This window comes from Litchfieldia alkalitelluris, assembly GCF_002019645.1.
Classification (GTDB): domain Bacteria; phylum Bacillota; class Bacilli; order Bacillales; family Bacillaceae_L; genus Litchfieldia; species Litchfieldia alkalitelluris.
Genome location: NZ_KV917374.1, coordinates 2,048,977 through 2,063,854, shown reverse-complemented (window position 1 = coordinate 2,063,854; position 14,878 = coordinate 2,048,977). Strand labels below are relative to the sequence as shown.

Below are 14,878 nucleotides of genomic sequence, written 5' to 3'. Positions count from 1 at the left end.
TGGATCTCTGGCCCTCATTTCCTACTTAGTATCGTGTGCCACACTGGTTTATTTGCGGGTTTTGGTTCGGTATCTACCACTTTGGGACTTTTATTAGCCACTTTTGTTAGTTTATTAGCCATTTTTTGTGTTTTATCAATTTTTCAACCAATCCCATGTAAAAACATTAATTACCTCACAAAAAAGTGGATCTCTGGCCCTCATTTCCTACTTAGTATCGTGTCCCACCCTGGTTTATTGGCGGGTTTTAGCTCGGTATCTACCACTTTGGGACTTTTATTAGCCACTTTTGTTAGTTTATTAGCCACTTATCGCATCTTATCAATTTTTTCAACCTAACTCCTTTAAGAATATTAATTACCTCACAAAAAAGTGGATCTCTGGCCCTCATTTCCTACTTAGTATCGTGTCCCACCCTGGTTTATTGGCGGGTTTTGGTTCGGTATCTACCACTTTGGGACTTTTATTAGCCACTTTTGTTAGTGTATTAGCCATTTTTTGTGTTTTATCAATTTTTCAACCAATCCCATGTAAAAACATTAATTACCTCACAAAAAAGTGGATCTCTGGCCCTCATTTCCTACTTAGTATCGTATCCCACCCTGGTTTATTGGCGGGTTTTGGTTCGGTATCTACCACTTTGGGACTTTTATTGGCCACTTTTGTTAGTTTATTAGCCATTTTTTATGTTTTATCAATTTTTCAACCAATCCCATGTAAAAACATTAATTACCTCACAAAAAAGTGGATCTCTGGCCCTCATTTCCTACTTAGTATCGTGTGCCACACTGGTTTATTGGCGGGTTTTGGTTCGGTATCTACCACTTTGGGACTTTTATTGGCCACTTTTGTTAGTTTATTAGCCATTTTTTATGTTTTATCAATTTTTCAACCTAAACCCTACAGAAACTTCAATTACCTCACAAAAAAGTGGATCTCTGCCACTCATTTCCTACTTAGAATCGTGTGCCACACTGGTTTATTGGCGGGTTTTGACTCAGTATCTACCACTTCGGGACTTTTATTAGCCAATTCTATTATTTTATTGTCCACTTATCATCATTTATCGATTCTTCGACGTAACTTCACAGAAAAAAGGTACCTAGACCGCACTAAGTACCTTCTCTCAAAAATATTATTATTTCTTAGGCATCCAAATCCGATAATTCCCACTTAAAGCTAACATACTAAACATATACAAGCAGTTATCATAATATCTTCTTACACCTGTACGAACTGGTGTGTTCCAAAATAGTTCAACTGTTTCACGAGCGTGTGGACCATCGACCGAAGCTAATGCAGCCATTGCATTTGTTGCAATTAGCCCAACTGGATGTAATGATTTTTCCTCAAATGGAGTCCCATCAATTTGATAACGACGATAATCTTCAGGTTGCTTATCTGCAAAGAAACCTTGTATTCTATCAGCTTCTTCTGTCTGCCATGGATCTGCCTTGAACCATTCATAGTCTAACCCGATATTAGCAGCAACACGATATGAATCACTAAAGAAATGACCATACCCTCTCTCATCATTCGGGGTTCCATCATAAAAGGCATATTCTGGTGCTAAGCCTGTTACTGGATGACAAGAAATGTGCAAATAGTCACGACTTGCCTTCGTTGCTTCCTTCCAAAATTCACGATCCTCTTCATTCGCCCACAATGCAAACAACTCATAAAAATGTGGAAGATGGTATGAAGGATCTGAGTATTCCACTTCTGGTACAAACTTAATTAATTTATTTTCTGGATTCCACATTGGATGACCATCATTATTTTCACCTTTATGGATACAATCACTTAAAAGCTTTCTTGCTTGTGCACTGTAGTTAAATGGCTCTTCTTCTCCATTTCCCCAACGATGTGAAGCAAAAAATAATGCAAGTGCAAAGAACTCTTCCCCATCAGGAGCAGGACCATAGGCATTTTTCTTTCCATCAGGTTGGCATGACCAAGCAAAATACCCTGCATGTAAGCCTTCAGTCATATACATATTTTTCTTTGTCCAATACCAAATACGATCAAATACGTCTTTTTTATCAAGTTGAACAGCCATCATCATTCCGTATGACATACCTTCTGTACGCACATCATTGTTACCTGTATCAAGCAGATAGCCACTCTTTTCATCTGGCTCAAAGTAAATCTTTGTATCTTCGTCACCAAAAAAGATTTTATTCCAGCTATCTTCTAGTCTAGCTTGAATTTCTTCTTCAGTATAGCCGTACTCCTTGAATAAGTTACGATAAACACCAGTGTAAAATGAACCTTGATTTGTCATAGTCGTCATTTGAATTCCTCCATTTTTTAATATCTTCCCTGGAAATAACCCAGATAGCAGAGTTCCATGTGCTCCGATCCACTCGCGGCATACCGTGGAGTGGTCCGCGTGCCTCGTCGCCTACTGCTCCTGCGGGGTCTCTTTGTACCCGCTAAATCCCAAAGGAATTAAGTAGATCTCTACTCATTTCCCTCAAAGAGCGCACACCTTATCAATCTTTTTAGGACTAGATTTTAATAAGAAGTAATCAATGAATCATCTAACCCTACATAGCTTTCAGTTTCATCGCGTATTGGATTTATTTCTATCAATGTTACTTCGTTTTTTGTAAGAGTAATAAGAAGTGTAACGATTCCCTCTTCTGCTTCAAGCCTAGCTGTAGTTATTTTTGGTACTGCAGCTTCTCTTAATGTTTCTACTGAGGCTTTATCTGGGAATCTTGGTCTGCCCATTTGTTGCCATACTTTCCATGGATTCGCATGATTCTCGTCAATGGTTTGTCGTTTCACAAAACCATCTTTAAACCCAACAGGAATTTTTAATTCTATCGTTCTTTCGAAGCCTTCTCCTTTTTCCATCACCACATTCCAAGCGACAAGAGAAATCACACCGTTTTGCTTTCTTGTAACTAACATCTTGTCGTCACGGTATAGCTGTTCTTCTCCTAGCTGATTAAAAAACGAGAATAAATGGAAGGTTGGTTTTGGAATTTGATTTAATCCAATTAACCCAAATCCGCCATGAAACTGTGCTTTAGGTACATCTAATTCTTCAAACACATCACTGAAAGTCCAATAAGAAATGGAGTCAACATAATCTCCACCCTCACTCAACGTTCTCGCCAAATAAGCAGCATTTAAGGTTGTATCATGAACAGGGTTGATCGGGCTATAAGACGTGTTATATTCGGTAATATGAAAAGGTAGATTTGGGAATGACGATTCCTCTATCAACTCTTTTGCAATTTTAAATTGATCAAGTAAATCTGTTGGTTCATATAAATCTTGGTAATAATAATCTGGAGTAACCTTCTTTGGTGCTTCAGAGGTATAACCATGCCTTGAAACAAAATCAACCGGCACTTCTTCACGTTCACAAAATGCTAGAAAATCAGTAATCCAATGATCAGCACCACCACAAATAGCTGGACCACCAACCTGTAGATCAGGATGAACAGATTTCACGGCAAGTGCGGTAACTTTATATAATTTAAAGTACTCCTCCTTATCCGCATCCTTCCAGAAGTTAACAAGGTTCGGTTCATTCCACACCTCAAACGGCCATTGAAGTACTTCTTCTATGCCGTATCGGTCAATAAAATGCGACACCACTGCAACAATTAAATCATGCCACTTTTGATAATCATTTGGTGGGGTAACATTTCCTTCCCAATAAAAGATCGTTTGATCACCAGAGGCTAATTTTTTCGGCATAAAACCAAACTCAATAAAAGGACGAATATCTAATTCTAAAAAAGAATCAAAAATACGGTCAATGTAAGTAAAGTTGTAAAAAGGGCGAACCTCATCCCCAACCTTTATTTCTCGATAGATTCCAACATCATCTGATAGTAGACCATGACCTCTGATATACTTAAACCCGATCTTTTCTTTCGCTAACTTAAGGTGTTCCAAGTATTCCTTTTGAAGCGCTAACCCTAATCTGCCTGTTCCTACGCAATATTGCCAATTCTTATTAAACGAACTAACCTGGTTTAATTGAACTTGGATGGTTTCCATGATTTCACTCCTCTATTTCTCATGAAGTTTAAAATAATCTCTTGCATTGTAGTAACATATGTCTTCAACTAACTTTCCTAAAAGATTTAAATCATAGGGCACCTCACCCTTTTCAGCCCAACTTCCGATTAAATCACATAGAATTCTCCGAAAATACTCATGCCTTGTGTAGGATAAGAAGCTTCTAGAATCAGTCAGCATCCCAACAAATGTACCCAAAATACCAAAATTTGCGAGATCTTTTAATTGTCTGATCATCCCGTCTTTTTGATCATTAAACCACCAGCCAGAACCAAACTGAATTTTCCCCTTAATTCCCTCTCCTTGGAAATTCCCTGCTGCTGTAGCGATGACTTCGTTATGGGCAGGATTTAAGCTATAAAGAATCGTTTTTGGTAATTGATTATGTTGATCTAATTTACCTAACAAAGAATTCAGTGGCTTTGCTAATTCAAAATCATTGATTGAATCATAACCAGTATTAGGTCCAATCCGCTCCAGCATTCTTAAATTATTGTCTCTGACTGCTCCAATATGTAACTGCATGACCCAATCATGTGAGTGATATAGTTTCCCTAGAAAAAGCATCATATAAGTCATGAATTTGTTCTCTTCATGAGCTGTGATCATCTTCCCACTATAACGAAATGAAAAAATGTCTTCAGCTTCTTCTTTTGTACAATCTTCATATGGTAAATATTCAAATCCATGATCTGAAATCCGACAACCTAACTCATGAAAATAGCTGACTCTCTGTTTTAAACCCGCTAGAAATTCTTCGAAGCTAGTAATCTCTCGGTCGACTTTCTTACTTAAGTTCTCAACCACCTGGGTAAATGTAGGTGCTGATATTTTCAAAAATAAATCTGGACGAAACGATGCTAGAACTTTTGTATTCGGTAACTTCTCCTTCAATTCTTTATGAAAAAGTAAATCATCAACTGGGTCATCGGTAGTACCAATCATCTTCACTTTAAACTTTTCAATGAGTTTCTGAGCGCTAAAGTCAGGACTTTGCAATTTGGTATTACAAATCTCCCATATCTCTTGGCAGGTCTCCTCATTTAATAGTAAATCCACATCAAAAACACGCTTTAATTCAAGATGTGTCCAATGATATAAAGGATTTCCTAGGCAATAAGGGACCGTTTTAGCCCATGCTTTAAACTTTTCATAATCATCTGCATCACCAGTAATATACTTCTCAGCGATCCCGATATTTCTCATAGCCCGCCATTTATAATGATCTCCCTCTAGCCAAACTTGAGTAATGTTTTTGAACTGTTTATCTTCAGCAATTTCTTCGGGGTTTAAATGGCAATGATAATCAATAATGGGTAGATCCTTGGCAAATTGATGATAAAGAAGCCTTCCAGCCTCATTATTCAGGATAAAATCATCATGGATGAATGATTTCATAGTGAAACACCTCCTACTATAGGGAAAGGTGCGAGAGACCATATCATGGTTACTTGCACCTTTTTAAAATGTTTATTAAGACCTTTTTCGATCTTTATCAACTCACCCTTAGTAAATCTCGCGACCTAGTTCATCAGCAATGCCTGATTTTCGATAAAAGTACGTATTAATCTGGTCACGCCATTCACGAGAATGGTCTGCTTGTTCTTGTAGTCTGCTTAAAACACCTTCAAATCTAGCAGAATCAATTTTCCCTTCAAGCTGCTTCCAGTTCTCCACAAGCTGATCTGCTTGCTCCACACCTTCAAAGTGTGTGTTGTAAATATGCTGTATCACCGAAACTCCAGATTTCAGCTTGTGTGTATATGGGACGTGGTGGAAAAATAAAACCAGTTCATCTGGACAAGTGTCAAGTGATTCGTACATGTCACTTACTTCTTTAAAATACTGCCCTGTATATCCAGTTCCGTCTTTAACAGTACGGTTTACTCCAATCCCTTTCCAATCTGCGAAATGATACGTTCCCCATACAGAATATTCATACCCATCAACACTTGGTCCGTAATGGTGATGAATATTGACCATCCAACCTACACCAAGTGGAGCTGTATAATTTTCATAGATTTCCCATGAATTTAATAACATCGAAGAAACGGTCTCAAACACCTCTGGATCATTACCAAAAGTGATTTTAATCCACTCTTCAGTGATTTCTTCCGCCGTTAAGTCTGGGTTCCATATCAAACGGCCATAACCGTAGAAGTTTGCCTGTGCAAGTGTATGCCCCGTCCAGTTTCGGTCATTCCCTGTATTTGTTACGGCTGTAATTCCACTAAGCTTATTGCTATAAAGCTCACCATTGACAATTCGTTTTACGGTTGAGCCTTCTCCTTTAGCATACGTATCAAAATCTAGTACTTCCTTCCATTGCGGAATAAGGTAGCATAGATGTCTCTGTTGTCCTGTATATTCTTGAGCCACTTGGAATTCAAGGACCTGATTCGTATTTGGCATTGCCCCAAATAATGGTGAAACCGGCTCTCTGACTTGGAAGTCCATTGGTCCGTTTTTAATCTGTAAAACAACATTATCCATAAACTGGCCATCAAGTGGTTTAAAATGATCATACGCAGCTCTTGCACGATCCGTACTACGATCACGCCAATCCTGTAAGCAGTTATAAACGAAGCATCTCCAGAAAACGATACCTCCGAATGGCTCAAGCGCTCTTGCAAGCATGTTTGCTCCATCTGCATGATTACGGTTGTAGGTAAACGGACCTGGTCGATGTTCTGAATCCGCTTTAATAACAAATCCACCGAAATCAGGAATATAACTATATACCTCTTTTACTTTTTTAATCCAGAATTGCTGTACACCTTCATCAAGTGGATCTGCTGTATCAAGTCCACCAAGCTGAATCGAGCTTGCATAATTCGCACTTAAGAACGTTTTAATTCCATATGCTCTAAAAATATCAGCGACTCTAGCCACATCTGGTAGAAACTTCTCAGTAATTAAGTCTGTTTCTACTTCATGCACATTGACATTATTGATTGATATCCCATTAATACCAATCGATGATAAAAGTCGCGCGTAATCCTTAATTCGTTCAAAGTTTTCAGTGAAACGATTGTCTTCGAAGTAAAGAGAATTTCCGGCATAACCACGTTCAATGGAGCCGTCCATATTATCCCACTCATTAAGCATTCTTAATTGGTTTGTAGGACTTTCAACAATATGGAGTTGCTTGATATCCTCTTCCATTTTTATTAAACGAAGCAAATGAAATGCTGCATATAATATACCTTTATCTGTTTTCCCAACTAACAACAGCTTACGGTAACCTTCGACAGCAACTGAAGTGATTATATAGCCCTCATTATTTATTGACTCAAACACTTGTAGGTCGACATAATCACTAACCAAAGGATCAGCAGCAGTTGTTAACACGATTGCAGATTGATTTTTAGGTTCAGTTGAAACACTAGGAGTGATCTCAACCATTCCATTGATTGCTGTTAGAATCTCCTGCATTGCAGATTCTACAACTAATGAGCTTGTTAAAACTTCTATTTGTGATAAAAGAGATTGATTGTTTTCAATCCACTTTTGATTTGTAATTTTTGTATATTGTAACCAACAAGAATAATCGTCATATTGACTTAGTCCGAGTTGCTCCACTTGAATTTCTGTACTATTATTTTTCATGGATTCCTCCTATGATTTAATTCGTAGATTATGTTATTGGATAGCCCTAGTTTAAGTACGATTAATTTCATTAACCAATGTTCTTTTCTAAAGAGCCTTTTCTAATCATTATTTTTGATCGTTTATAATGTTCCAAAATGATGACTTTGGTTGATGGTTTTTATCAAATAAAAATGGCCAATTCTTTCTACTAGCAACTGGGAAATAATCTAACCATGTATAATCATCCGCAACTCCCCAGAAGGTTACATTACTAATAGATTCTTTGTATTCATTGAAAATATCGAAAAACTGTTGATAACGTTGTTCCTGTAATTCAACCATTTCTTCGGTAGGTTCTAGGAGGTCTGTTCTTTTATCATCAAATTTAAATACTGAAACATCCATCTCAGTGATATGAAGTTGTAATCCTAATGACGCATATCGTTCCATTGCAGCACGGATATTCTCCAATGAAGGATCATGAATATTCCAATGTGCTTGCAGTCCAATACCATGAATAGGTACACCTTGATCTAAAAGTGATTTCACAAGGGTATAAATTTTCTCGCTTTTCCCAGGGTCTGATTCGTTATAGTCGTTATAAAAAAGCAGTGCATCTGGGTCTACTTCATGTGCAAATTCGAACGCTTTTGCAATATAATCTTCTCCAACTGCTTGTAACCATTTTGAATCTCTTAGTAATACCTCACCACTATCTGTAACAGCTTCGTTAACAACATCCCAAGCATAGATTTTACCTTTATAACGTCCCATCACAGCTGTAATATGATCTTTCATGCGCTTAAGAGCAAGTTCTCGTGTAGCAGGTTTGTCACCATCTTGAAATACCCAATCAGGTGTCTGATTATGCCAAACAAGAGTATGTCCGCGAACCATCTTTCCGTTTGCTTCTGCAAAAGCAAAGAGTTGATCTGCTTCTTCAAAGGTGAACACGCCCTCCTGAGGCTGTAAATTTTCAAATTTCATATGATTTTCTGATGTTAAACTATTAAAATGGTTAACTAGTAAATCGCTTCCGGACACTAATGTTTTTGGGTTGACAGCAGCCCCGATTGAGAAATTGTTCTGAAAAGCTTCATATAATGACGGAACCTTTTTTTGAAGTTGCGTTTGATTCATTGTTCTCCCCCAAATAATTATATTTTTTGTGAAAAAGTCTCATTTAAACAAGTACGAGCCATTAATATGATAAGGGCTCGTAGATGAATAGATTTTAAAATGAGTTAAACTAAAGATCAGCCCTTTACTCCACCAATCGTTAAACCTTTTACAAAGTACTTTTGAACGAAAGGATATACTAGAATAATAGGTACACTCGCAATAATTGTCATTGTTGCACGAATTGATGTTGGAGTTACAACATTCGCACTAGCCTGAGCATTGGCAAATGCATCTGCAGCCGTTTTACCAGACATTGAAGCATTTGAGTTTTGTAGAATTTTCATTAGCTCATATTGCAATGTACTTAATTCTGGAACTGATGAGTTGAATAGAAATACATCAAACCAAGAATTCCATTGGAAAACCGCAACGAATAATGAAACAGTTGCTAATACCGGTAATGATAATGGTAAAACAATTTTAAAGAATGTTGTAAAGTCACCTGCACCATCAATCTTTGCAGATTCCATTAAACTCTCTGGTAATCCTTCAATAAATGAACGAACAACGATTAAGTTAAATACTCCGATAATACCTGGTAAGATATAAACCCAGAAGCTTCCGATTAGATCTAAGTCTCTCATTAATAGGAAGTTTGGAATTAATCCACCATTAAAATACATCGTTAAAATAAACGCGATCGTTACAAACTTTCTTAATACAAATTCTTGACGACTGATCGTATATGCAACCATTGCCGTACAGAATACAGAAATCGCAGTACCTAATACCGTTCTTAATACTGACATAAAGAATGAGTTTACTAGAGATGCTTCACCAAATACATGCTCATAGTTATAGAAAGTGAACTCACGTGGCCATAAGTAAATGCCACCTTTGATAGAATCTGTTGCATCATTTAGTGAGATCGCCAATGTGTTTAGCATTGGATAAAGCATGATCGCACATAAGAATATCATAAATGTATAGTTACTAATGTCGAAAATACGGTCTCCCATTGAGGAATGGCGCGCACTGACTTTGAATGGATTTTTCATGGGAACGCCTCCTAAAATAATCTTGCTTGCCCGAGTTTTTTGGCAATCGAGTTAGCAGCGAATAAGAAGATAAAACTTACCACCGTCTTAAAGATCCCTGCAGCTGTTGCTAGTGAGAAGTTACCCATTGAAATCCCGTATTTAAGTACGAAAATTTCTAGCACCTCTGAAAACTCAAGGTTCATAGGGTTTCCTAATAAGTATTGAGCTTCAAATCCTGCTTCAAGAATGTGACCTAAGTTCATGATTAATAAAATAACAATTGTTGGCTTTAATGCAGGTAATGTGATTAAGAACATTCTTTGAAGTCTTGAAGCTCCATCAATTTCGGCAGCTTCATACTGCTCTTGATCAATCATTGTAATTGCCGCTAAATAGATAATTGTATTCCACCCTAGGTTTTTCCAGACTTCTGATGCACCTAGGATTCCCCAGAAGTATTCTCCAATCCCTAACCAAAGAATTGGTTCGTCTATTAATCCCGATTTCATTAATAGAATGTTTACAATCCCATTTTCTAAAGATAGTGTATAAGAAACAATACTTGCTGCTACTACCCATGATAGGAAATGGGGCATGTAGCTTATTGTTTGTACAATCTTCTTAAAGGCTAAATGCCTTAATTCGTTTAAGAGTAATGCTAGGAAAATAGCAGTTACAAATCCGAGGACTAGATTAATTGCACTCATGGCGAGTGTATTTCGAAGTACACGAAGGAACGCTTCATCACCGAAAAGAAAGGTAAAATGCTCTAAGCCCACCCATTCTTGTTCACTAAAGCTTTTTGCAGGTTTGAAGTCCTGAAAGGCCATCGTCCAACCCCAAAGTGGAACATACTTAAAAACAAATAACCAAATAACAAATGGTAAACTCATGGCTAAAAGTGCCTTTTGCTGCCCGCATTTTTGTAGAAACAGCTTAAATCCAGTTGGTTTATTAGGTCCAGATGGAACAACTACGGATACTGGTTCACTTTTCATACTCATGACTACCCCTCCTTTTTCTCACTCTTGTTGACTCTCAACATTAGTATGGTATTGATTCCTGAAAACTAAATAAAACATCTAGATTATTGTCTATTCATAGATTTTTAGAAAAAAAGGAGGAAAAGGACTTAACCTTTAAGGTAGTTGACCATTTCCTCACCTTTTAAAGAACTGCTTATTATTTATTTTCTTCTACACGTTTCTTAACAACTTCTGTCATAGTCTTTTCAAATTCTGCAGCACCTAACTTATCATGCTCAGCTACATATTCTGCCCAAGTTGCTTCAAAGTCACCTTCTAATACTAACTTAGGATAGTACTTACGTTGTAAATCCTGTGCTTTTTGTTGATAAATTTGAGCTGGTGAACCTTGCTCTAATTCAGCACTCCATGCTGGGTACCAAGGACGGTCATCTGGATCAGAGAATAAATCAGCGAACACTTCTGCTTCGTACTTCTCAAGGATTGCTTTGTCGCCTTCAGTATAAGCTGCTTGTGCAACAGCTGGTTGTCTACGAGGCTCCCATGCATTTCCATCAGAGAAAATACCGTTACCACGAGGCCAGTAATATTCAAATTGTTGGAATCCAAATTCTTCACGGAACTCTTGGTTAGACGTTAATGCAATTTGTTCTTCTGTTCTGAAGTAACTACCATTTTCGTCAACTTCAAATGTCTCGCCTTCAAGTCCCCACATAATAAGCTTTTGGTTTTCTTCTTTAGCCATGTTATCTAGGTACTTCATAATACGAACAGGGTCTTTAGCACTTACAGTAATACCAAGTCCACGGTTATTTACAAATGCTGGTGGATCAATATACTGATCTTTAATACTTTCATCAAATGTTACAGGTAATGCGATATAACGCTTGTCATCGTCACCAGCTTCTTTTAAAGCTGCTTCAGCTTGACCAATTTGCCAACCATAATCAAAGAATCCTAATACTCTACCAGAAGTTAACTTTGCTAAATATTCATCATAGTTAGCAACGAATGCTTCTTTATCAAATAAACCGCTTGCATTTGCTTCATTAAGCTGTTGAAGCCATTTTTTCTCATTTTCAGTTGCAGCATATACTTTTGCTTCATGTGTTTCCATGTCAACAATAACTGATCCATCATTTGGATAACCAGCTAAATGTGCAGGTGGGTTAGTCGTAGAGAAAAATCTCCAGTCATATGTTAATGCTGTGAAACCAATTGTACTCGCGCCATCCACTTCAGGATACTTCGCTTTATATTGCTCTAGTAAATCAAAGTATTGCTCTAGAGTTTTCACTTCAGGGTAACCAAACTCTTTTAAAACTCCACGTTGCATCCAGAATGCACCTTGGTCAATATTAGGGTTAGGCATGTGACCTTGACTTGCATTGAATGGAATGAAGTAAATGTTTCCATCTTCAGCCTTCATACGGTTTAAGTATGGCTCATATAACTTTTTAAGGTTCGGAGCGTGCTCATCAATTAAATCATTTAAAGGAATAAATGCTTCTGCTTCTAATACTTTATCAATTGCAATATCCGGAACTAATACATCTGGGTATTGTCCACTTGCGATCATTGTTCCGATTTTTGTATTAATATCGCCTACAAGGAATTCCATTTTTACAGTTGTACCTGTTTGTTCTTGGTAAATCTTACCGATTTTAGTGTCAGTAGAAACGATGTCTTTACCAGGTGATCCTGCATTAAAATAAGTAAATTCAAAAGGTGCCTTGTCATCTTCTGATGTTGAATCTGAGTTGTCTTTTCCATCAGTTGAAGTACTGTCATTGTTACACGCTACTAAAGTAAATAGTAGAAGTAGTGCTAAGAAACCAGCTAAAAGCTTTTTGTTAAAAAACATTTGTTAACCCCCTCGAGTTATTTTATTTTGTATCTTGTAAGCACTTTCATTATAAAACGCTTTCATTCGTTTGATTACCCAACAAACTATAGTTCTTACTTAAAAAAATTTAGAACACTAGACTAGAAACTATAGTTTCTAGCTTTCTATTAATTATCTCCCCTGAAAATACCTAGGTTTATGAGTTGCATTCGCTGCGATTCACTCGCTTTCCGCGGGGCGTGCGGTGAGCCTCCTCGTCGCAAAAAAGCTCCTGCGGGGTCTCACTTTGCCCGCTACATCCCGCAGGAGTCGAGTGGCTCTCCGCTCATTCCACACTGAAGAGTTAACATTTTCATTCATCATGTGAGAAATACTTATTTAGCATGGACGTCTACCCTAAAAAATTACTAGTTAGCGGTTGCATTAACTTAGTGAGTATATATTTCGTTCACCGTGTTGTTTATTTATCGTTTATTCTGAATGTCTACTAAATAATGTAGATTTTTTTGGGATTGGAATTTTCACAAATACAGTCGTCCCCTTATCTATTTCACTACGTATATCAAAATCGAAGTCTGTACCGTAGTGCATTTTTAATCGATAATACACATTCTTAATACCAACATTCTCACCAATAGCATCTTCAGCTTTCAATGATTCTAGCATTTCCGCTAAACGTTCTTTCTGAATCCCTGGTCCATTATCTTCGATTTCACAAATGAGGTAATCTCCCTCACACCTAATATTGATTGTAATTTCACCTTTTTCTTTTTTCGGCTCAATTCCATGGATGCTTGCGTTTTCAACGAAAGGAAGTAGGATCATATTTGGGATTACCACTTCATATGCTTCATTTGAAACGATCAGCTCGTACTCTAACTTTTCGTCAAATCGGTACTTTTGGATTTCTAAGAAGCAAATAATAATGTCCAATTCTTCTTTAACACTAATCCAATCTCTTCCCCATGTGAAAGATCTTCTTAGCATCTTTGCCATGTTTTGTATAATCTTAGCTGTCTCATTTTCTTTTTTAATAATACTTCTCATCCGAATCGTTTCTAAGGCATTAAATAAGAAATGAGGATTAATCTGACTTTGCAGAGCACTAAGTTGTGCTTGTTTTCGTTGCAAATCCAAGTCCTTCTTTTGAATATTAACAACATAGACATCATTGATTAATTCATTTATTTTTTGGGACATTCGATTGAATTCACTTGTAAGTTGTCCGATTTCGTCTTTATATTGAACCCCATCAATGGTTTGGAAGTTTTGATTTTTCATTTTTTTCATATACTTTAATACTTTATTTAGTCTTAAATCAATTGATTGAGAAATTAATACAATAATCGCAGTTGGAACAATAAAATTAAAAAAAGCTAAATAAAAGATAAACTGTCTCGAGTTTGATACATAATCTACTAACTCTTGTTCATCAATAACCGCAACGATTTTCCAGTTACTAAGATAGTTATTGATATCATAGGTTTCTTCTATTAAGAATGCTTCTTCTGGTTTGCTAACTCTGTTAAAACTAACAAGTTCATTTTTCCAATTGATCGTTGAGTCTGTCGTATATTCAATTTCACCTTTTTCATTTAATAAATACATCTCACCCTGTAAATTTACATTTTTAAAAATGGAATCGATTTTATTTTGGTCGATATCAATTTTGATAATCTTTTTGGTTGTATTATATACCCTAAAAAAGTTTAATTCTTGAATCACACTAAGTGTGTCCCGTGAACCATCAACACTACTCGTTTTAATTACTAATGGAGTTGATTTCTTTTTTTCTAAAAGAGATTGATACCACTCTTCTTGTTCAATTTGTTGTGAAATTGAATTTACTCCACCTGAGTATAAAACAGTAGGATTATCTGTATAAAAGCTTATTGATTCAATCGCAGAAAACACAGGAGTATACTTATTAAAACCTCTCAAAAATGTATCATATGCTTCAACATAGTCAGAATACGATTGATACTCCCTTTCAAGGAATTCATTCATTCGATTATCTGTATAAAGTGCTGAAGAAATTCCAACTGCGTGCTCGACACTATCTAGAAACTCATTACTTATCTGGTTGGTTACTTTAGAAAGATCACTCATTTTTTGTTCTTTTACATTATTTGTGGTTACTTGGTAAAAGATGATATTCGTTAATACAATTGGGAGAATAACTGAGAAAATATAAAGAATAATTAATTTTTTTCGTAGTTTTAAATTATTAAAGTAGGTTTTCAACTCTT

Annotated in this window: 9 protein-coding genes; all 9 read right to left on the bottom strand. The window is 36.6% G+C overall.

Features of this window, described 5'->3' with window-relative positions; genetic code table 11:
* Positions 1-1,138: 1,138 nt before the first annotated feature.
* Positions 1,139-2,284: a family 8 glycosyl hydrolase gene (locus BK579_RS09415; RefSeq protein WP_204524779.1), complete on the bottom strand. Its 1,146-nt coding sequence runs from the start codon at positions 2,282-2,284 to the stop codon at positions 1,139-1,141.
* A gap of 233 nt (positions 2,285-2,517) precedes the next feature.
* Positions 2,518-4,023 carry a GH39 family glycosyl hydrolase gene (locus BK579_RS09410; protein WP_078544942.1) on the bottom strand — a complete coding sequence of 502 codons (1,506 nt, stop codon included), beginning with the start codon at positions 4,021-4,023 and terminating at the stop codon, positions 2,518-2,520.
* 12 nt (positions 4,024-4,035) lie between these two features.
* Positions 4,036-5,442, bottom strand: a complete 1,407-nt coding sequence (uxaC, locus tag BK579_RS09405) for a glucuronate isomerase (RefSeq protein WP_078544941.1) — start codon at positions 5,440-5,442, stop codon at positions 4,036-4,038.
* A 108-nt stretch (positions 5,443-5,550) separates the two neighbouring features.
* A complete protein-coding gene (locus BK579_RS09400) occupies positions 5,551-7,653 on the bottom strand; it encodes an alpha-glucuronidase family glycosyl hydrolase (protein WP_078544940.1) in 2,103 nt (700 codons plus the stop codon).
* Positions 7,654-7,761: 108 nt separating this feature from the next.
* Positions 7,762-8,775 (bottom strand): endo-1,4-beta-xylanase, encoded by a 1,014-nt coding sequence (locus BK579_RS09395; RefSeq protein WP_078544939.1) that lies wholly within the window; start codon positions 8,773-8,775, stop codon positions 7,762-7,764.
* Positions 8,776-8,891: 116 nt separating this feature from the next.
* The gene (locus BK579_RS09390; RefSeq protein ID WP_078544938.1) at positions 8,892-9,815 is read right to left on the bottom strand and encodes a carbohydrate ABC transporter permease; all 924 of its coding nucleotides are present in this window, start codon (positions 9,813-9,815) and stop codon (positions 8,892-8,894) included.
* A gap of 11 nt (positions 9,816-9,826) precedes the next feature.
* On the bottom strand, positions 9,827-10,801 hold the full coding sequence (locus tag BK579_RS09385; protein WP_078544937.1) for an ABC transporter permease: 975 nt from the start codon (positions 10,799-10,801) through the stop codon (positions 9,827-9,829).
* Positions 10,802-10,979: 178 nt separating this feature from the next.
* Complete coding sequence (locus tag BK579_RS09380) at positions 10,980-12,647, bottom strand: ABC transporter substrate-binding protein (RefSeq protein WP_078544936.1); 1,668 nt, start codon at positions 12,645-12,647, stop codon at positions 10,980-10,982.
* Between the two features lie 453 nt (positions 12,648-13,100).
* Complete coding sequence (locus tag BK579_RS09375) at positions 13,101-14,873, bottom strand: sensor histidine kinase (RefSeq protein WP_078544935.1); 1,773 nt, start codon at positions 14,871-14,873, stop codon at positions 13,101-13,103.
* Positions 14,874-14,878: the final 5 nt, after the last annotated feature.